Origin of the sequence: Luteibacter aegosomatis (assembly GCF_023078455.1) — a bacterium.
GTDB lineage: Bacteria > Pseudomonadota > Gammaproteobacteria > Xanthomonadales > Rhodanobacteraceae > Luteibacter > Luteibacter aegosomatis.
The window spans coordinates 747,477-766,020 of sequence record NZ_CP095740.1 but is presented as its reverse complement, the minus strand read 5'-3'; the positions used below and the strand labels follow the sequence as shown (position 1 = coordinate 766,020).

The following is an 18,544-nucleotide window of genomic DNA, read 5'->3' as shown; positions in this document are numbered from 1 at the left end:
GTAGCAAGCATGCCGCGGCCTGCCTACCGGAGGGGTGGGAGCCGACCGTGTCGGCGAATCCTACGAAGCGGCAGCCGCACGCATGGCAGCCACCATCCGATCGGGCTCGTCCGGCGACAACACCCACGTCTTCCCGTTGCGCAACGTCACCACCACCCCGTGATCGCGGTTGCGCGCGTACACCCGCACGAAGCCCAGGCGCCGCGAATAGAACACGCCATGGAAGGCGAAAAACCCGCCGTTGCCGAACACGCGAACCAATCCGCGAAACGCCCCGTCGTCACGCGACACGCTCGCCCCGCGCAGGTCGGCCGTGGTGCGCCCCACCTGCCGACGCACCACCAGCTCATGCCCGTGGATCTCGTAACGCAGCGGCGACAGCGCGAAGGTGATGGACAGGATCACCAACAGCAATCCCGCCAACGGTACGGCGACGGTGTCGGTCACGCGTCCCGCCATCACCACGATCGCGACGATGCAGACCAGCAGGGCCAGCATGCCGGTCCAGCGGGTGGTGTTCGACATGCCGGTGGAAAAGGTCTGCATCGTCGGCTCCTCAATGTTCCGCACGCGGGCCCGGAGGTACGACGGACGAGAACAGCAGGCGCCCGCGCTTGACCTCGACGTAGGCCGAGGCCACCGGCTCCAGCGTACCGTTCTTCAGGCGCCACGCCGACACCAGCCAGTCGCCGTTGGTACGCCAGCCGACGTGGCCATGACCGATGAGGCCCATCAGCGTCTCACCGCGAAACACCAGCGGAAACGGGGTGGCTTCGCTGTCGTAGCCGGTCATCCTGCCCGAGGCCACCCGGCCGCCGAAGTCCGGCAGCACCGCGAAACCGGCGTCGTTCTTGCCGTCCAGCAGCCCTCCCCTGGCGCGTGCCACCGCCACCGCCGCCTCATAGGCCGCCTTGTCGGCGCCCTTCGGCAGGCGGTCGATCGTGCCTGCCTGCGGACGGAGGTCGTAGCGCGCCACCCATGACATCGCCTGCGTGGCGAAGTCGTCGCAAGGCGACTGGGCCGGCGTGCACGCCGACCCTTCCAGCGACAACGCATGATCGAAGCGCAGCGACAACGTCTGGCCGGGCGCAAACCGCTGTCCGTCCCAGCGGCTGGCGTCCAGCGTCACCTCGTCGGCATCGGAGGCCTCCATGCGCAATGCGGCCACGTCGCGACCGACGCGGGCCAACGCGTGCCGAAGCATGCAATCGCCGTCACCCCACACCGGCGGCATGGCGATGGCGACGGCGCGCTTGCCGTCGAGACGGTAGGGCGCTTCGACGTAACACGACGCCGTTCCTCCGATCAAGTACACCGAACTCACCGGGGAACCGGGCAACACGCGATCCACCAGGCGATCGCCCGCGTCATCGAGCGCCTTGCGCAAGGCGGCATCGGGCTCGAAAGGAAGCCGCTTCGGATCGTCGATGCGGCGATCGGTGGCGAGGGTGAGCACACCCTCCCTGGCCAGGGCATCGAGGACGTCGTCCGGCCCCGCGGGCAGTTTCGCCACGCCGGCCTTCAACGTATCCAGCGGAGGAGGTGGCTTGCGGTCGATGCCTTGCAGCACCTCGATACGGTGGCGATACAGGTCGGCGAGCACCTGGGGCAGGGTGTCGCCGACCGTGCCCGACGAGAACGTCCATGCCGTGTCGTCGCGCGTCGCCAGCCAGTGACGCTGGTCGAGGCGCAGGTCGTCGGCGAGCTCGGGATGGGTCTTCAGCACATCACGAAACGCATCGGACAATTTGCCGTCCAGGGCCGAGAGGTCTTTCGATGCGCAAACCGCTTTTTCCCCGGCGGTAGACGCCTTGCCGCAATCGAATCCCGCCGCCGTGGCCATGCCCGGCAAGACCAAGGCGATCCACCATAGGTGCTTACGTTTCATTCCATGTCCCAGTGCCGAAGGGTTCCGTCCATTATGAGACCCAACGATGCACATAATCGGCCAGCCGACTTTTTCCTAGCGGAAGCTTACGAAAAACCCGTTATAGTCCGGCGATGCATCCGGCCCGGACCCGGATCGCGACAGGGGAAGCCATGGAAGTCGTATTGGGCGCTCATGGGCGCCGCATGTCGTTCTGCACCTGGGAATCGCCGCGATGAGCGGCTTCAAACCCGTTCGCCATCGCTATGAAGACGCACTGACCCGGGTATCGTGGCAGGCGTTCGAGCGGCTCATCGCCGACCACTTCCGTCAGCTGGGCTATCGCGTGGAACATCGCGGCACCGGCGAGGGCGGCCATCGCACCGACGGCGGCATCGACCTGCTGCTGTATCGCGACCTGGAGACCATCCTCGTGCAGTGCAAGCACTGGACCGCGTTCCAGGTGCCGCACAACGCCGTGCATGAACTGATCGGCGTGATGCATACCGCGGCGGCGACCGGCGCCATCGTGATCACCTCGGGCGAGTTCACCAAGGCGGCCATCGATGCCGCCGCGAAGTTCCGCCATATCCGCCTCATCGACGGACGCGGCGTGCGGGCCATGCTGGGGCCCGTCGCCGAACCGGCGCCCGAGCTGCCGCCGCTGCCCACGTGGGCAACCTCTTCCCTTCCAGGTCCGTCCAAGACCGGCCTGAGCCCGCGCTCCCACATCGCCGCCGCGATCGCCGCGGTGGGCGTGATGGGCGTGGCGTTGGCGATGCTCTATGTCTTCTACATCCAGGAGATCCAGCACGCGCGGACGATGGCGTTGCACGCGCGCGCCACCGAAGCGGTGACACCGTCGGCAGTGCACGCGCCCCGACCGGTGACCGAGGTCGTCAGCACGGTCGACGGGCACCCGGCGGTGGTGCATGGCGCACCGATGTCCAAACGGGCGCTTGCCGAGTGGACCCGGCAGAACGCCGAGGCCATGAAGATCCTCGAACGGACGACGCCCGAGTTGCCTTGAAGCGATCGCTTCGTCGCATTCGCGGACAGGGTCCGCTCCCACCCCTTCGGTAGGAAGGTCGCTGTCGGAAGGCGGGGGTGCCTTGAAGCGATCGCTTCGTCGCGTTCGCGGACAGGGGCCGCTCCCACCCCTTCGGTAGGACGGTCGCTACCGAAGGGTGGGAGCGGACCCTGTCCGCGAACGCAACGGAGCGAGGCTTAGAAGACCCAGGCCACGCTCAGCCGTGCCGACTGATCCTTCGCATGCGACGCGAATTGCCCCGCATACGCGGCATCCACCGTCACCGACGCCCACGGCCTGAAACGCAACCCGAACGTCGCCACGCCCGCGTCGTCGGCGATCGGCGTGCCGGCCACCGTGAAGGCATCGCCGCCTGCGGCGAAACGCTGGCGACTCAGGGTGTTCGTATCACCCCACGCGTGTTGCCAACCCAGACTGCCGAAGAGGCCGACGTCGCCCCGGGCGGAAAGATCCCAGCCTCCGCGAACGCCCACGGTGGCGAACGTCTGCGCGCTCTTCTCCCCCATCACGTCCAGCGCCGCGGCGTTGCCATGCTCGTGCAGGGCATTCGTGCGCAACTGCTGGCGAGCCACGTTGAGGAACGGGTCGACCGAGCCGCGCTCGAAGCGGAAGACATAGGCCCCTTCGACGTACGCCTGCGCGGAGCGCGCCCGCTGGCTGCCGTCGAGACGGCCCGTGATCGTGTCGACATCCACCGTGCGATGCGTATCGATATCGCGATGGCTGTACAACGCACCGGCCTGCAACGACACGTTGCCGTACTCGCCGCCGCCATAGATCGCCGCGGTGCGCGTGTCGCCCTGCGCATCGTCCCGACCTGCGGATGCCGACACGTGGCCCGCGCCCAGGGCGATGCCGATCCGCGTATCGCCACCGACGGCCGTGTCCGCGCCCACCATCACACCGCTGCCGTTCGCGCGCAGCCGGGACGCATTGCCATCGCCGTCGTGGTCACCCCAATGGCCCCAGGCCGATGCCCATGCGCCGGCATCCTCGCGCGCCAGCAGGTGCTGCCGGATGGCATCGCGCTGGTAGCGGTCGTCATCGGCGATGGCACCGCGCAGGTTGGCGTGGATCTCGCCCGAGAAGGCGTCGAACGCACGTCGCGCACCGGGGGCGTCCATGACCAGGATCGCGTCATACACCGGCACGCCCTCGCCCAGCGACTCCACGCCCGCCGCGGTCGCGCGCTGGTTGCGCGTCGTCGCCACGTCGGGGAACGTCGTGTCGTTGCGGCTCAACGTCAGGTCCACCGTGTTGGCCGTATAGCCCAGCGACGGATCGAGGAAGGCCAGGTCGTTGGACACGTCCGCGAAACGGCCGTCCACGCCGCCCGCGGCGGACAGGATGGTGTACGTCGTGTTCGCGCGCCAGTTTCCGCCCGTGCCGAGGCTCACCACCGAACCGCCGCCCAGATGCGCCCGACCGTCCACGGTGACACGATCGCCCTGCCCCGCGTCGTTCACGTCCACCACGTAACGCGAGCCGCTCGCCATGTCGAGATCGCCGTGGAAGGCGAGCGCGCCGATGGTGCCCGCGCCGCCCGGCGAAAGGTCGGCACCGGCGGCGAACGTGACCGAACCGGCCGCGCCGGTACCGGTAAGCACGGAGCCCTCGGCCAACGCCAGGCTGCCGCCGAGCGTTCCGTCGAGCTGGAGGGTGCCGCCTTCGATGGACGATGCACCGGTGAACGCCGCGCTGTCGCCGGTGAGATGGAGCACGCCGGCACCGAGCTTGCGGAAGGCACCGTCGCCGGACATCGAACCCGCGTAGCCCACATCGTCGGAACGGTCCAGCACCAGCTCGCCATGGTTGACGATGGTGGACGGCAAGGTACCGCGCGTGCCGCCGTCGCCCACGCGCAGCGTGCCGTCGGCGATCGTCGTGACACCCGAGTACGCGGCGTTGCCGGTCAGCGTGAGCATCCCGGCGCCCATCTTGACGAGGCTTCCGTCCGACGCGCCATCGGCGATGTCGCCCGTGAGCGTCGCCTCGTCGTCCACATCGACGGTGGTGCTGCCCGACACCGTCAGCGCGTTGGCGACGACCATGCCGTGCTGCGCCAGCGCGAGCGTGCTGCCGTCGTCCAGGGCCACCGCGCCCGTACCCGCCGCAGCGCCGTCGGCCAGGCTGAGCGTGCCCGCTTCGACCTCGGTGCCGCCCGTATACGTGCCACGTGCCGTGAGCGCGAGCGTGCCGGTGCCGGTTTTCACCAGCGTACCCGGTACGGTGTCATCGGCCAGGTCACCGTTGAGCGTGAGGGTGTCGTTACCGTTCACGGCCACCGTGGCGTGGCCGCCGAGAGCTACCGCATTGTCGAAGGCCAGTCCGTCGGTGCCCGCTTCGAACGTGGCGCCGTCGCGCACGGTGAGCGCACCCGAACCGATCGCGCCGTTGTCGCCCACCCGCAAGGTACCGTACTCGACGATCAGCGGACCGGTGAACGCATTGGCATGATCGAACACGAGCGTGCCGGCGCCCAGCTTGTGCAAGGTGCCGACACCGCTGACGTTGCCGTTCCAGGCGAAGGCGTTGCGGGGGTCGGAGATCTCGACGCCGCCGTCGAGCAGCACCGAGAGATCGCGATCCGTGGCGTCGTAACCGATGCCGGTCACGCGCAGCGTGCCGCCTTGCAGCACCACGGCGTTGGCGGTGTTGCCGAGGTTGGCGTCATCGCTTACCTGGAGGTGGCCGCCACTGATCGCCGTGTCGCCCGAATACAGGTTGTTGCCATTGAGCACGAGGGTACCGGCATCCGCCTTGGTGAAGCCCTGCGTGCCGGTCAGCGTCGCGTCGATCGTGGCGACGTAGCCGCTGCCGCTCTCGTTGCCGTTGCCCACGCGTATGATGACCGGACCACCCGACGCGACGAGTCCGAGCGCGTCGCCCATCACGCGATAACCGTCGCTCAGGAACTGCATCCCCGTCGCCGTGACGGCGCCGTCGATGCCATTGACGAAGACCGTGCCCGGCGCGCCGCCAAAGACCGCGAATCCGGGCTGCGGGCTCATCGCGGCGGTGATGCTGCCCTGCGCGTCGGTCCATACCGGCGACGTCGTGGTCCACGTGCCGCTGCCGCCGCCCATCTGCGTGGGACCGGCTGCGCCGTTCGCGTTCCAGTAGTTCAGCGCGACGTTCGTCGCGTCCACGATGTTGATGCGCTTGTCGCCGGTCAGCGTCACCAGTTGCAGGGTATGTCCCGCCGGCGTGCTGCCGAAGACGAGGCCTCCGTTGGCGACGCTGAGTGCGCCGGTATACGAGAAGAGGTTGTAGACGCCCGGCCCCATGCCGCCCGCGTCGACCACGTCGACCGTGGTGCCGTTGATGAAGAGATCGCCGTCCACGGCCACGCTGTCGCCGACACCGGACGCGCCGAGTTCGGCAGTCATCGAGGTGCCCTGCGCCAGCGCGAGGTTACCGGTGATCGATAGCGTGCCGATGGAATTGCCCGGCGACAGCGTCGCCCCGGTGTCGAGGCTGACGTTGCCGAGGATGCGGCCATGGCCGCCGAGCGAAGCACCCGCGGCCACGTCGACCGGGCCCGCCAGCTTCGCGTTGCTGCCGGCACTGCTGCCCACCACGAGTTCACCCGCCTCGACGTGCGTCTGCCCCTGGAACGGCGAGCCGTCGCCGTCGAACAGCAGCTTGCCCGCGCCCTGTTTCACGAGGCTGCCGTCGCCGGCCAGGGCCTCGGTGAAGCTCGCCGTGTCGGCGCGGTTGAAGACGAGCGTGCCGTGGTCGATGAGGTCGGCGGTGAGCGAGCCGCTGGTGCCGCCGTTGCCGATGCTGAGTACCGTACCGGCACCGAGGGTGGCGACGGTGTTGGCCACGATCGAGCCGGTCACCGTGGCGCCCTGACTCGCGGCCAGTTCGAACGTGCCCACCTGCACGTTGCCGGCAAAGGTGACCGGGACGCTGTCGGCCAGGGAGAAATCGGTGGCGGTGACGTCGCCGACGGTCGCGATCGCGTTGCCCGCACCGCCCAGCGTGAGGCTGCCCCCGGTCGTCGCGGTCAGCGTGTTGGCCTGGATCGCGCCAGCCACCTGATTGACGTTCGCCGTCGAGCCGAGCGAAAGAAGGCCACTCGCCGCGACGTCGTCGTTGAGGGTAAAGCCCCCGATGGCGTTGAGAGTGACGTCGTGGCCGCTCAGTTGCGCCGAGGTCAGTCGTCCCGACAGCGCGATGTCACCCGTCGTCGACACGGGCGACGCGAACGTGAGCGTGCCGGCGGAGGACAACGCGACGTTGCCGGCGCCCCCGACATCGATCGCGTCGACCGCGAGGTTGCCGGACGTGGCGACCGCTACATTGCGCCCCTGGAGATTCACGGCGCCGCCAAAGGCATTGCCGGCGCTGGTCAGGATGACGTCGCCACCGCTGATGAAGCGACTCGTTCCCGTCACCGAGAAGGCGGAGGCCTGGGTGATGTCACCGGTGATGGCCAGCGTGAGCGCGCTCGCGTTGACGGCGCCGATGGCGAGCGAGTCCGCCGCTACCGTCAACGACGGCAGGCTGCCCGGTCCGATCATGTTGTGGAAGGTGACGGCACCTACGGGCGCATTCACCGTGATGCTGTGCGATCCGCCCGTGGTGTCGAGCGTGCCATCGAAAGTCACCGACGACGCGCCGCTGATGAAGTTCGTGTCCCCGGCGACGAGTACCGGTGCGGCGTAGTGTTGCGAGCCGGTGGTCTGCATCGGGCCGGTCATGGCGAGCACCTCACCCGAGGCGTTGAAATTGGCGTTGCCGTCGAGGTCCAGGCCGCGCAGGTACAGGTCGCCTGTTCCGCTGCTGGTCACATTGCCGGTGCCGGTGATCGCCCGGCCCATGTCGAGCGCCTGGGCCAGGTTGAGCGATAGCGACGCGCCGCCGCCATCGAGCTTCGCGCCATAGATCGCCGACGACACCGCGGGAACGATCGTGGCCGTGGCGCCCGGTGCGAGTTCGACCGCACCGTTCACGACGGAATCGTTGGCTAGGGTGATGACGCCGCCACCGCCGTTGAAGACGACCGACGAGGCGTAGTCGCCGTTGACGCTACCGCCGGAGAGCGTTCCGCCGTTGGTGATGACCGCGTTGGACTGCGTGACGATCGCCGCCCCCGCCTGACCCGAGCCCGTGGCGTCGCCGCCCTGGATCGTACCGAAGTTCAAAACCGACAGACCCGTGCCCAGGGCACGGATGCCCGCACCCGAGTTTCCGTCCAGGCCGCTACCGGCTCCGATACCCACGCCGCCCGCGCCTCCCGCACCGCCACGGATGAGGCTCGTAGTGTCCGAGACGTTCACGCTCGCGTTGATGCCGAGAATCAGCACGCCGTCACCGCCGCCGCCACCGCCGCCGCCAAAGGTTGGGGCGGTAGCTGCGGCTTGGCCGCCATGCCCACCCGCGCCACCGATCAAGCTCGACGAAGCACCCACCGTCACGCCGCCATTCCCCCCGGCGGCGAGGATCACCGACGCACCGCCGCCGCCGCCACCGGCACCGCCCGCCGCCGCATCCGGGACACCGCCCGCGCCGCCGGCGCCACCGAACACGACGGTTCCCACTCCCGTGTTGAACGGACTGCCCACGCTGTAGATGCCGGCGCCTCCGCCGCCACCGCCGCTCGGCACGTGGATATCGAACGCCCCGTCCGCCCCCTGGCCGCCGGTGAGGACGCCATTGATGGACGTCCCCGTCCCTCCTCCCGCGCCACCGGACGGCCCGGTCGAGCCGCTGACATCGATGCCCGTCGCACCGCTGCCGCCGATGCCGCCCGACGACGATCCGCCCGCGATCTCGACGTGCGTGCCGGTGATGTTCTGCGCCGCGCCACCCTGGCCGTTGCCCTGGCCGCCGCTCGCCGCACGATCGCTGGTGGCGGCACCGCCGGCGGCACCGCACTGGGCACAGACCTGCGCCCAGCTAGGCGAGGCCATCACCAGCATGCCGCAGGCCGCCAGGGCGAGACCGAACGGGCTCAGGCGCGACGCGGACGAGCGGCCGCCCGGCGACGGCGATGCGGGCGACGACGAAAGCTCCGAAGCGACCTGGACGACGCGCAGCGCGCGGTTCCATACCAGACGGTATGTGCGATTCATGGATTTTCCCCTGCCGAAAGATGCCGCGACGGCGGCGCCCCGCGATGGTAGCCGCTAAGCCGGCGAAAAACGTCTACGACAGGCATCGACGGAGGTTCGTGCGATCATGTGGCATGAACGCCTTCGACCAGCTCGCCCTCTCCCCCGCCTTGCTCGCCGCCGTGGAATCCCTCGGCTACGCGTCCATGACGCCCGTGCAGGCCGAAAGCCTGCCGCCGATCCTCGCCGGTCGCGACGTGATGGCCGAGGCTCGCACGGGCAGCGGCAAGACCGCCGCCTTCGGCCTGGGGCTGCTGCAGCGCCTCGATCCCGACGTGATCCGCCTGCAGGCGCTCGTGCTCTGCCCCACCCGCGAGCTGGCCGACCAGGTGGCGAAGTCGATCCGCCGCCTGGCCACCAACATCCCCAACGTGAAGCTGCTCACGCTGTGCGGCGGCATGCCGTTGGGTCCGCAGCTCGCCTCGCTGGAACACGATCCGCACATCGTGGTGGGCACGCCCGGTCGCGTGCAGGAGCACCTGAAGCGCGGCAGCCTGCACGGCGGCGGCATCGCCACCTTCGTGCTCGACGAAGCCGACCGCATGCTCGACATGGGCTTCGGCGAAGCCATCGACGACATCGTCAAGCGGATTTCGAAGCACCACCAGACGCTGCTGTTCTCGGCCACGTACCCGGAGGAAATCCGTGCCGTGAGCGGACGCATGCAGAACGATCCGGTGGTCGTGACCATCGAGGAGCCGCACACCGAAGCCACCATCGAACAGCGCGTGGTGGAAGTGGAACCGCCGGCGAAGACCGCCGTGCTCGCGCGCATCCTCACCCACGAAAAGCCCGAGTCCACGCTGGTGTTCTGCAACATGCGCAAGGACGTGGACGACCTCGCCGCCGAACTCGACCGCCTCGGCTTCTCCGCCCTCGCGCTGCATGGCGACCTCGAACAGCGCGACCGCGACGAGGCCCTGGTGCGTTTCGCCAACCGCAGTTGCAACGTACTGGTGGCCACCGACGTGGCCGCCCGCGGCCTCGACATCGCCGGCCTGCCGCTGGTGGTGAGCTACGACGTGGCGCACGACCCCGACACGCACACCCACCGCAGCGGCCGCACCGGCCGTGCCGGTGCCAGCGGCCTGGCCATCACCCTGGCCGGTTCGCGCGAACTCAACCGCCTCCGCGCCATCGAGGAGCGCATGGGCGCGCCCATGGCACGCTACCCGGCCAAGGCCGGCGACGGCCGCAAGGTGCTCAACCTGGCTCCCAACAAGACGATCGTGATCGATGCCGGCCGCAAGGACAAACTCCGTCCCGGCGACATCCTCGGCGCGCTCACCGGCGACGCGGGGCTGAAGGCCGACGAGGTGGGCAAGATCGACGTCTTCGCCACGCGCGCCTACGTGGCCATTCGCCGCGATCTCGCGGGCAAGGCATTGGCGCGCTTGCGCGAGGGGAAGATCAAGGGACGATCGTTCCGCGTGCGCCCGTTGGGCTGAGCTGGAAACCAGCCCCCACTTGCCTTACCGTTCCGCAGGGGGAAACGAACGCACGGATGGCCACATGCATCGATCGATAGCACTGCTCTGCACCGCCCTGGCACTGACCGCCTGCCACGCGCCGACCAAGCCGGCGAACAAGCCGGCCGACCCCGACCGCGCCGGCACGGTCAGCTACAAGGAATTGCCGGCCTTCGCCGACAACCAATACAAGCTCAAGCGCGACGAACAGGCTTTCGGCGCGCAGCCGGTCGACCACGACGCACCCGCCTATCCCGCGTCACTGGTCGCCCTGCAACTCCCCGAAACGACCGTCCGCATCAAGGCCATCGTCGACGAGCAAGGGCGGGTCACCGAGGTGAGGGATCTGGATACCTCCAACGATCCGAACCATTCCGCGTTCTTCGCCGCCTGCCGCGACGCCGTGATGCGCTGGTCGTATACGCCGATGACCGTGGTGGAAGAATGGGACGACGGCCGCGGCAACATCACGCAGAAACGCAGGAACGCGCCTTTCAGCCTCGATTACGGGTTCCGGTTCGCGCTGGTCGAAGGAAAGCCGATGGTTTCGTCGACCCGTAAGTAACGATAGGTTCGGGGTGCGGAGCGCACCGCCGTGTCGACTTCCGCGCGACACGGCCCTCGAACGGCGTCATGAGCCTACCCACCCACCCGATAAACCGAAGGCGTAAGCATCCCCGCATATACCGCGTACGGGTCGGGTACGACCTGCAGCAAACGATGCTCGAGCGACAGGCAGTTCGCCACGAGGTAGAGGTGATACCGCGCTCGATGTTCTTCCGCGGCACGCCATTCGTTGGAGGTGATCTCGAACGAGCTGAAGGTGTTCCCGGTCGTCGACTTCACTTCGACACGGATCCTGACTCCGTCTTCGCCCTCATATTCGATGTCCCATCCCGGAGTAATCCCCTCCTTCGCCAGCCACGAAATCGTCCGACGTTGCGCTTCGGGCAACGTCGCTCGCAGATGGGCGACCACCGCCTCCTCCCCCGCATCGCCGATTTCCTTGGCACGACGTGACAAGCGGCGCTCGCTGACAGCCGGCGTCGGTGTCACGTCTCGCAAGCGCGTCTTCACAGGCTTGAAGAGAGATGCCGACACCTCCATTCGTTTCTCAACCGCAGCGGGCGGCAGCGGGATGAAGTATTCGTCCATTGCCTTCGTGTCCCAGACACCGTCGGCGTGCTTTTCGACAAACGCGATCGCCCACTCGTCGAAGCCCCCATAAGTCTTCATGGCATGAGCTGCCCGAGCAGCGTTTGAGAGCCTCAAGGCACCTTGTGGGCGGATCGCCATGTAGGTACCGCCTGGGTTGAGGCTAGCGGCCATCATCGCGGTGGTTGCGAAGATTCGAATCGGCTTCGCCAAGAAGTAAGGAAGGAAGTCGGCACTGTCCCAAAGGGCATTCGAGACCTCGGCGGCATGCGTTTCGCCGACCACGGATATCACCTTTGCTGCCCATCCGTACCCCTTCTTTTTGTCGCTGGCCGTATAGAAGAGGCAGATGTCCCCCGGCTTCATGACATTTTGCAACTGGACGCCGCGTCCGTTGCGTGGGAAACCCCAAGCGTGGATGTCTCCATCCGGCATGTGGATGCCCATGGGCAATTTGCGCCTGCGCTCGACGCCAATCGGCGAAGTGAGGGTCTTGGAGTAGTTCTTTTGTGCTGCGGGATTGACGGCAGGGACAATGAAGACAGTCATGCCCCGCCTCAGTACTCTGTGTATTTCTTGGCGGATCCGTACACGCGGTCAACGGGATATTTCTCCGCGTTCTTGACCAGCTTCTGCCTAACGGCCAATTCAAGGTCGATGTTCGTCTTGTCCGCCAGGCGAACCAGATAAAGCATCACGTCGGCGAGCTCTTCCGACACACGATGCTTGAGAGCCTCATTCCCGGAAACGACCGCGGCTTCGTCGTCAGTCAACCACTGGAATATCTCGACGAGTTCGCCGGCCTCGACGGAAAGCGCCATCGCTAGATTTTTGGGATTGTGAAATGAATCCCACGCCCTCGCCTCGGCGAACTCCCGCAGGGTGACCTGCAGCCCTTCGATATCCATGTTCCCCACCTGGCCATGTAGCGGCAAAAAGTCGATACGCCGACGCCTCGGCAACCGATAAGGAGAATTATCTCAAAAATCGAAGAGGAAGCATCAGGGCCCCGGATGCAGCGTCCGGGAAGTGGGTCTGAATTAGCGCATGAATCGATTCATCGAGCAAAATGCCAACGAATTCAAGCCTATAAGATTAACCCCCAATCACGTCGCAGCAAATGAATGGATGCAGCCTTGTTCAATGCGCGTAGTGAGGCGAGGCAAGAACACCTCCTCTTCCGATGAGGCGACTGCTCTCACATCGCGGGCATCGCCCGCAACGGCACATCACCTACCGTCACAAGAGTATCCAACCTTCGTAAAAACGGGCTCGAAGCGATTTCCGACCGGGCACGGGTTGTTCAACATGGCGCCCGCCTCATGATCGGAAAAGGACCTCCATGGCAAGCCCAGGCACGGCATGCGTGAGACGCGCTATCGCTCTTACGCTTCTCGTCTTCGTATCCACCGCATCCCACGCCACGTTCTTCTACCGGATGGACACCCGGCCTCCGGAGGAGGTGTTCCAGCACGGCTTCGCGCCCAGCGGGAACGATTCCAGCCTCTTCCAGCACGTGGTAGGCCAAACCTGCCAGCCCGGAAGCCAGACCTCCGGTTTCGTGGCCGTGTCCGCCAACGAGACCTTCGCCGTGAACTGGGGCCGCGAAACCCAACCCGTCGGCACGCGGTTCTACGTGTATCGCATCCGCGCCAGCGAGTTTTTCTACAACGCCGCGCAGAGCCTGTTCCATGCAAGCCGCCAGACCGACGACTCGGTCTACGAGCTCGCCGGATGGGTTTTCATGACGGAAAGCGAATGGGTGACCCCGATCGGCATCCCGGCCGAGGACATCGTCGGCGCCGCCGAATACGTCAGCCGCGGTCGCAACGAGCCGCCTGGCCGCGTGGGGGTCTTCATCCCGGCCGGCGCACGCGATACGCCGGGATCGATAAACCATGCGCCGTTCACCTGGAACTACTCGCTCGACGCGACACGAGCGCCTCCCGCGTTCAACCCCCTATGCCCCTCCGTCTGCTTCGGTACCGGCAGCCGACGCACCCGGCGCTCCGTGATCGAATGGATCGACGGCACGGAGGGCATGGACGAGGCCCGTGTCAAAGCCCGCCACATGCTGGAGTGCGTGGCGCGGACGGCTTCCGCTGTCCTGGACCTCGACGATCCACCCCCGGAACACCCGGCCACCCGACGGCCGACGACCGAGTTGTAAAGCGCCATACCCATCCATGAGCCCCTCGATGCGTCGCGGGCCATTCAACGCCAACCCAAGGACGGCACCGTGAGACAACTCCTCGTTCTCCTGTTTTTCCTCTTCGCTCCCGTGGCATCCCATGCTTCGTTCTTCTATCGGATGGACACTCGTCCACCGGAAGAAATCTTCCGCGATGGATTCACGCCCGGTGGCAACCGCCTGAGCATCTTCCAGCACGTGATCGGTGAGACCTGCCAGCCCGGCGTGCGAACCACCGGCTTCATCGCGGTATCGTCCAACGAAACGTTCGCCGTGAACTGGGGCAGCGAAAACCAGCCCGTGGGCGCGCGGTTCTACGTCTACCGTATCCGGGCCACCGAACACTTCTACAACGCCGTGCAGAGCCTGATCTATGCAAGGCGGCAGACCAACGACCTGGCCTACGAAATGGCGGCATGGCGCTACATGTCGGAAAGCGAATGGGTGACGCCCGTCGCCATTCCAGCCGACGACATCATCGATGCCGCCGAGTACGTCAGCCAGGGACGCGATCATGTGCCGCAACGCGTCGCGGAGTACGAATCCGAGCATTCGCTCGACGCGCCGGGCACCTTGAACCATGCCCCATTCACGTGGGACTACCTGCTCGACCGATCCGAGCCGACGCCGGCCTTCAACCCTCTGTGTCCTGCCGTGTGCTTCGGTAGCGGCAACCATCGGACCAAGCGATCCACCGACCCGATCAACGACTTCGGCGACATCGACGAAGCACGCAGGAAAATGGATCACATCCTCGAGTGCGTGCGAAAAACGGCATCCGCCGCCCTGGGTGACGACGTGCTTCCCGACGACAACCAGGGTCCCCACGGCGGGAGCACGGAGTTGTGAGCCGTCGAGGGCTCGCCGGACGCCAAGGGCGAGCAGGCAGCCGCGGACAACGCGTGCCCTGACGCGGCTCGACGGGACAGCCTGTCCACAACGTCGGCACACGACGATGTTGTCAGCGACGCACCGCTGGCAACATCGTTCGCCCGATCGTTCATGGGCATTCGCGAACACGGCGAAACGATCGGATTGCGTAAATTCTCAAGGCGTTCTACGTCGTACGCCGGAATGACATGACGTGCCGACGGGATTTTGCCGTGATCGCATAGCGCAACCATTAGTTTGCGCTTACACTCACAAACACACCCCAAACGAGCGTTCTGAAACGCACTATCCAGGAGCGATACATGCCACACGAATCAGGGACGATCCCACGCCACGATGTTCCAACCGCGGACACATGACGCCCCGTCATCGTTAGACGCCCACGCGTCCCGACAAGGTTTTCATCCCTTGCCCTCGAAACCTCGAGGGTAACCACCCCTTGCGTCCCGCCGTTGCGAGTTGAACTTGAAAAAACGTCATGCCCCCCTACGCCGATACGGCGTGCCGACCCTCCTCTGCATCGGCCTGATCGGCTGCGGCACACCCTCACCGAAGGACTTCGGTGGCTTCTGGAAGCCGGTGAACCGCTTCGACACGAAGATCAACGAAGTACCGCTGGCCTTGCCCTACACCTACTACGCCTCGCCCACCGACGGCACGCTCAAGGCCTCGCTCACGCGCTGGACCGAAGACACCGGCGCCACGTTGGCGTACCGCCTGCGTTCCGACTTCACGCTGCCCAAGGCCGCCTCGCGCATCCATACCTCGGAAGCGCGCGATGCCGTGGCGCAGTTGAGCGCCATCTACGTCAAGCAAGGCTTCAACGTGGTGATCGACGGCCCGCAAATCGTCGTGGAAGAGATCAAGCCCCCGGCGATCGCCGACACTTCCGACGCGGAAGCCGACGGAGCGCGCATCCCATGAAACGCTCCCATCGCCTCACCGCCACCCTCGTCGGCGGCCTCGCCTTCCTGTGCGCGATACAACCGTCCCGCGCCGAGGGCACCACGTCGAGCCACGCCGCCGTCGCCACCTACGACTACGCGGACGACAGCATCTACACCGTGCGCACCGGTCTGGGCATCACGACGCAGATCGAGCTCAGCCCCAACGAGCAGATCCTCGACTACAGCACGGGCTTCAGCTCGGGCTGGGACCTCACGCGTCGCAACAACGTGTTCTACGTCAAGCCGAAGAACGTCGACGTGGACACCAACATGATGATCCGCACGGCCACGCACTCGTACATCTTCGAACTCAAGGTGGTGGCCACCGACTGGAAAACCCTCGACCAGGCCCGCAAGGCCGGCGTGCAATACAAGATCACCTTCACCTACCCCGCCGACGCCAGCCTGGCCCCGGTAATGAAGCAGGCCGAAGAGGCCCCGCTACTCGACACCTCGCTGGTAAGGAACCGCGACTACCACTTCGACTACGACTACGCCAAACGCCGCCGCGTGGCCAAGTGGTTGGTGCCGACGCACGTCTACGATGACGGCCGTTTCACCTACATCAAGATGCCCGACATGAAGCAATTCCCCACGGGCAACTTCCCCACCGTGTACATGCGCGAGAAGAAGCGAGGCGCCGACGCCATCGTCAACACCACCGTGGAAGGCAACACCATCGTCGTCCACGGCACCTACCCCTTTCTCGTCATCCGCCACGACAGCAACGTCATCGGCCTGCGAAGGAACACCCGGAAGTGAACCAGAACATGTCCCATCCCCACGATGGCGAAGTGGCCGACGAGCGGGCGCCGCAGGCTGAGCATAGCGCGCCGGAGGAATCCAACACCTATATCGAATCGGCCAAACGCCGAGATGCAGAGCAAGTCAACCTGGATGCGGGCGCACCCGAACTCAACGCCCACGAGGAACGGCGTCTCAACCGTAAGGCCCTCGGCCTGCTGGCCAGCATTGCAGCACTTCTGGCCGTGATCATTGCCTGGGTGTTGAACGGGCCGAACGGCGAGACCCCACGTGCCCAGCCGCGCGAAGAGGTTTTGACGGTACACAAAGCTCCGGAAGCTTCGCTTCCCGAGGCCGGCGCACCTCCTCCGTTCGTGCCCAACGCCCAGGCGATTCCGCTGCGCTCGGTCACGACCGCGATCAGTGAACGGTTCGACGACGAGCCGGAGGCCGAGGCGCCGCGAACACCGACCCTCGTGGAGCGCCGCATCGCTGCCGCCAGCCAGGGGACGACCGGCGTCGCTGAAGGCGTGAGTGGCGGACCGGCCTCCCGGCGCCCTTATCCGCTCCTCATAGACCCGTCAACGCAGAAGGCCGAGCCCAGCATGAGCGCCACTGGCAACCTCGCCTACACCGCGAAGGAGCTGTCGAATGTATCCAGCGCCACGCCGCTGGTACGGCCTGACACACTGATGCTCCGCGGAACCCTCATCCGCTGCGTGCTGGAAACCCGGATCATTACCGATATCCCGGGCTTCACCTCCTGCGTGGTCCACGAACCGGTCTACTCCTTCACAGGAAAGCGCTTACTGCTACCCAAGGGTTCGAAAGTACAAGGCAAATACGCCATGGAACCCAATGGTCCTCGTGTAGCCGTCATCTGGGACCGCATCGTCACGCCCACAGGCATCGACGTGAACATGGCGAGCCCAGGCGTGGATTCGCTGGGCGGCGCAGGACACCCGGGTCACTACGACGCACACTGGGGAAGCCGGATCAGCTCGGCCCTCATGCTGAGCTTGTTCAGCGATGCCTTCAAATACACGGCCGCCAAGCACGGCCCTGCCGGAGCGACCGTCAGCAACGGCGTGGTCATGCTGAATCCATTCGAGAGCAACACGGCGTCCACCATCCAGTCGCTCGCCAACAGCGCCATATCTCGCGGGGCGAACCGTCCAGCGACAGTCACCATCAACCAGGGCACGGTCCTCGCGGTCTATGTGGCCAAGGACGTCGACTTCGGCGGCGTAGTTGCGCGCTATTGAATCGGCCAACAACCCGATGAATCTTCCGATGACCAAAACAAAACTTCTCGAAGCCATTCGCTCGGGCTTCACGAGAGCAGCTTTCGTGACCGCCTTTGTATTTTCTTGCGGAACAATCAGCGAGCCCGCTCGCGCTGGCCTTCCCGTCTGGGACTACACCTCCATGGTCCAGAAATACGAAGAGTATTTCGAGATGGTCGCGGAATGGCAGCAAACCTTTGAGCACTACCAAAACATCGTTGGTCATCAGGTCGAACAAGCTCGTCACTGGAAGACCCAGCTCAACAAGCTGGCACGCCTGGAATTCTCCTTGTTTGAGATCAGGCGAACGTTCAGCAAAACCGAGGACGACCAGGATGTCGATATCGAGTGCCCCGGAAGGGCCCCGCCACAGAGCGTGGCCGATCTTCTCAACGTGGCGCTAAACAAGCTCGTTCCCGACCTTAAGGGCGGCGTACTCGAGCAACAACATACCCTTTGCGTCGAAATCGTCCGATCAAGAAACGCCAAGTACAACGATACCGTGAGGTATCTCGACTTCATGGCCCTAAAGGCCCGTGAGATGGCCGCCATACAGGCAAAGCTGGTGGCCAAGGTTGGCGAGTCGTCCGGCAATACAGCTGGACTCACCCAACAGCTTTCCGAGTATGGGAAGACCGTCGCAACGGCCCGCGCTAACTGGCAGGCAAGCCAGCAACAGTTCGAGACCTACATTACTCGCCTTCTTAAGAGGCAATCGGCTCTGTCGCGACGGGCATTGAACGGGGCGCCAGACGCGTTCGGCACCATCGTCAATACGGTTGCGCTGAAAGCGGCACTTAGCAAATAACGAAAAAAGGAGT

At 65.8% G+C, this 18,544-nt stretch carries 14 protein-coding genes; 9 read left to right on the top strand and 5 right to left on the bottom strand.

The annotated features are described in order from the left end of the window. Window positions 1–60 precede the first annotated feature (60 nt). Both L2Y94_RS03350 and L2Y94_RS03345 read right to left on the bottom strand, forming a co-directional pair. Window positions 61–546 (bottom strand): PH domain-containing protein, encoded by a 486-nt coding sequence (locus L2Y94_RS03350; RefSeq protein ID WP_247373118.1) that lies wholly within the window; start codon window positions 544–546, stop codon window positions 61–63. Window positions 547–556: 10 nt separating this feature from the next. After that, window positions 557–1,888 (bottom strand): lysozyme inhibitor LprI family protein, encoded by a 1,332-nt coding sequence (locus tag L2Y94_RS03345; RefSeq protein WP_247373117.1) that lies wholly within the window; start codon window positions 1,886–1,888, stop codon window positions 557–559. 214 nt (window positions 1,889–2,102) lie between these two features. Here L2Y94_RS03345 and L2Y94_RS03340 point away from each other — a divergent pair, with 214 nt between their 5' ends. Beyond that, window positions 2,103–2,897 carry a restriction endonuclease gene (locus L2Y94_RS03340; protein WP_247373115.1) on the top strand — a complete coding sequence of 265 codons (795 nt, stop codon included), beginning with the start codon at window positions 2,103–2,105 and terminating at the stop codon, window positions 2,895–2,897. Between the two features lie 197 nt (window positions 2,898–3,094). On the opposite strand, the gene L2Y94_RS03335 is transcribed toward L2Y94_RS03340, so the two are convergent. Further along, window positions 3,095–9,001, bottom strand: coding sequence for an autotransporter domain-containing protein (locus tag L2Y94_RS03335; protein ID WP_247373113.1), 5,907 nt, complete (start codon window positions 8,999–9,001; stop codon window positions 3,095–3,097). A gap of 113 nt (window positions 9,002–9,114) precedes the next feature. Here L2Y94_RS03335 and dbpA point away from each other — a divergent pair, with 113 nt between their 5' ends. Further along, window positions 9,115–10,488, top strand: coding sequence for an ATP-dependent RNA helicase DbpA (gene dbpA / locus L2Y94_RS03330; protein ID WP_247373111.1), 1,374 nt, complete (start codon window positions 9,115–9,117; stop codon window positions 10,486–10,488). A gap of 64 nt (window positions 10,489–10,552) precedes the next feature. Beyond that, window positions 10,553–11,074: an energy transducer TonB gene (locus tag L2Y94_RS03325; RefSeq protein ID WP_247373110.1), complete on the top strand. Its 522-nt coding sequence runs from the start codon at window positions 10,553–10,555 to the stop codon at window positions 11,072–11,074. A gap of 74 nt (window positions 11,075–11,148) precedes the next feature. Here the strand turns inward: L2Y94_RS03325 and L2Y94_RS03320 are convergent, their stop codons facing one another. Both L2Y94_RS03320 and L2Y94_RS03315 read right to left on the bottom strand, forming a co-directional pair. After that, window positions 11,149–12,213: a protein NO VEIN domain-containing protein gene (locus L2Y94_RS03320; RefSeq protein ID WP_247373109.1), complete on the bottom strand. Its 1,065-nt coding sequence runs from the start codon at window positions 12,211–12,213 to the stop codon at window positions 11,149–11,151. A gap of 8 nt (window positions 12,214–12,221) precedes the next feature. Next, the gene (locus L2Y94_RS03315; protein WP_247373108.1) at window positions 12,222–12,572 is read right to left on the bottom strand and encodes a nucleotide pyrophosphohydrolase; all 351 of its coding nucleotides are present in this window, start codon (window positions 12,570–12,572) and stop codon (window positions 12,222–12,224) included. 458 nt (window positions 12,573–13,030) lie between these two features. Between L2Y94_RS03315 and L2Y94_RS03310 the strand changes: the two genes are divergently transcribed. From L2Y94_RS03310 to L2Y94_RS03285, 6 genes are all read left to right on the top strand, one after another. Beyond that, complete coding sequence (locus L2Y94_RS03310) at window positions 13,031–13,834, top strand: enterotoxin A family protein (RefSeq protein WP_247373107.1); 804 nt, start codon at window positions 13,031–13,033, stop codon at window positions 13,832–13,834. A gap of 69 nt (window positions 13,835–13,903) precedes the next feature. Then, a complete protein-coding gene (locus tag L2Y94_RS03305; protein ID WP_247373106.1) occupies window positions 13,904–14,704 on the top strand; it encodes a hypothetical protein in 801 nt (266 codons plus the stop codon). Window positions 14,705–15,247: 543 nt separating this feature from the next. Continuing rightward, window positions 15,248–15,670 (top strand): hypothetical protein, encoded by a 423-nt coding sequence (locus tag L2Y94_RS03300; RefSeq protein WP_247373105.1) that lies wholly within the window; start codon window positions 15,248–15,250, stop codon window positions 15,668–15,670. After that, window positions 15,667–16,455 carry a TrbG/VirB9 family P-type conjugative transfer protein gene (locus tag L2Y94_RS03295; protein ID WP_247373104.1) on the top strand — a complete coding sequence of 263 codons (789 nt, stop codon included), beginning with the start codon at window positions 15,667–15,669 and terminating at the stop codon, window positions 16,453–16,455. Before L2Y94_RS03300 ends, L2Y94_RS03295 begins: the two co-directional genes overlap by 4 nt. Continuing rightward, window positions 16,452–17,702, top strand: coding sequence for a TrbI/VirB10 family protein (locus tag L2Y94_RS03290; protein ID WP_247373103.1), 1,251 nt, complete (start codon window positions 16,452–16,454; stop codon window positions 17,700–17,702). The genes L2Y94_RS03295 and L2Y94_RS03290 overlap by 4 nt, the downstream gene beginning before the upstream one ends. Before the next feature lie 28 nt (window positions 17,703–17,730). After that, entirely contained in the window at window positions 17,731–18,531 is an 801-nt protein-coding gene (locus L2Y94_RS03285) for a hypothetical protein (protein ID WP_247373102.1), read from the top strand. Window positions 18,532–18,544: the final 13 nt, after the last annotated feature.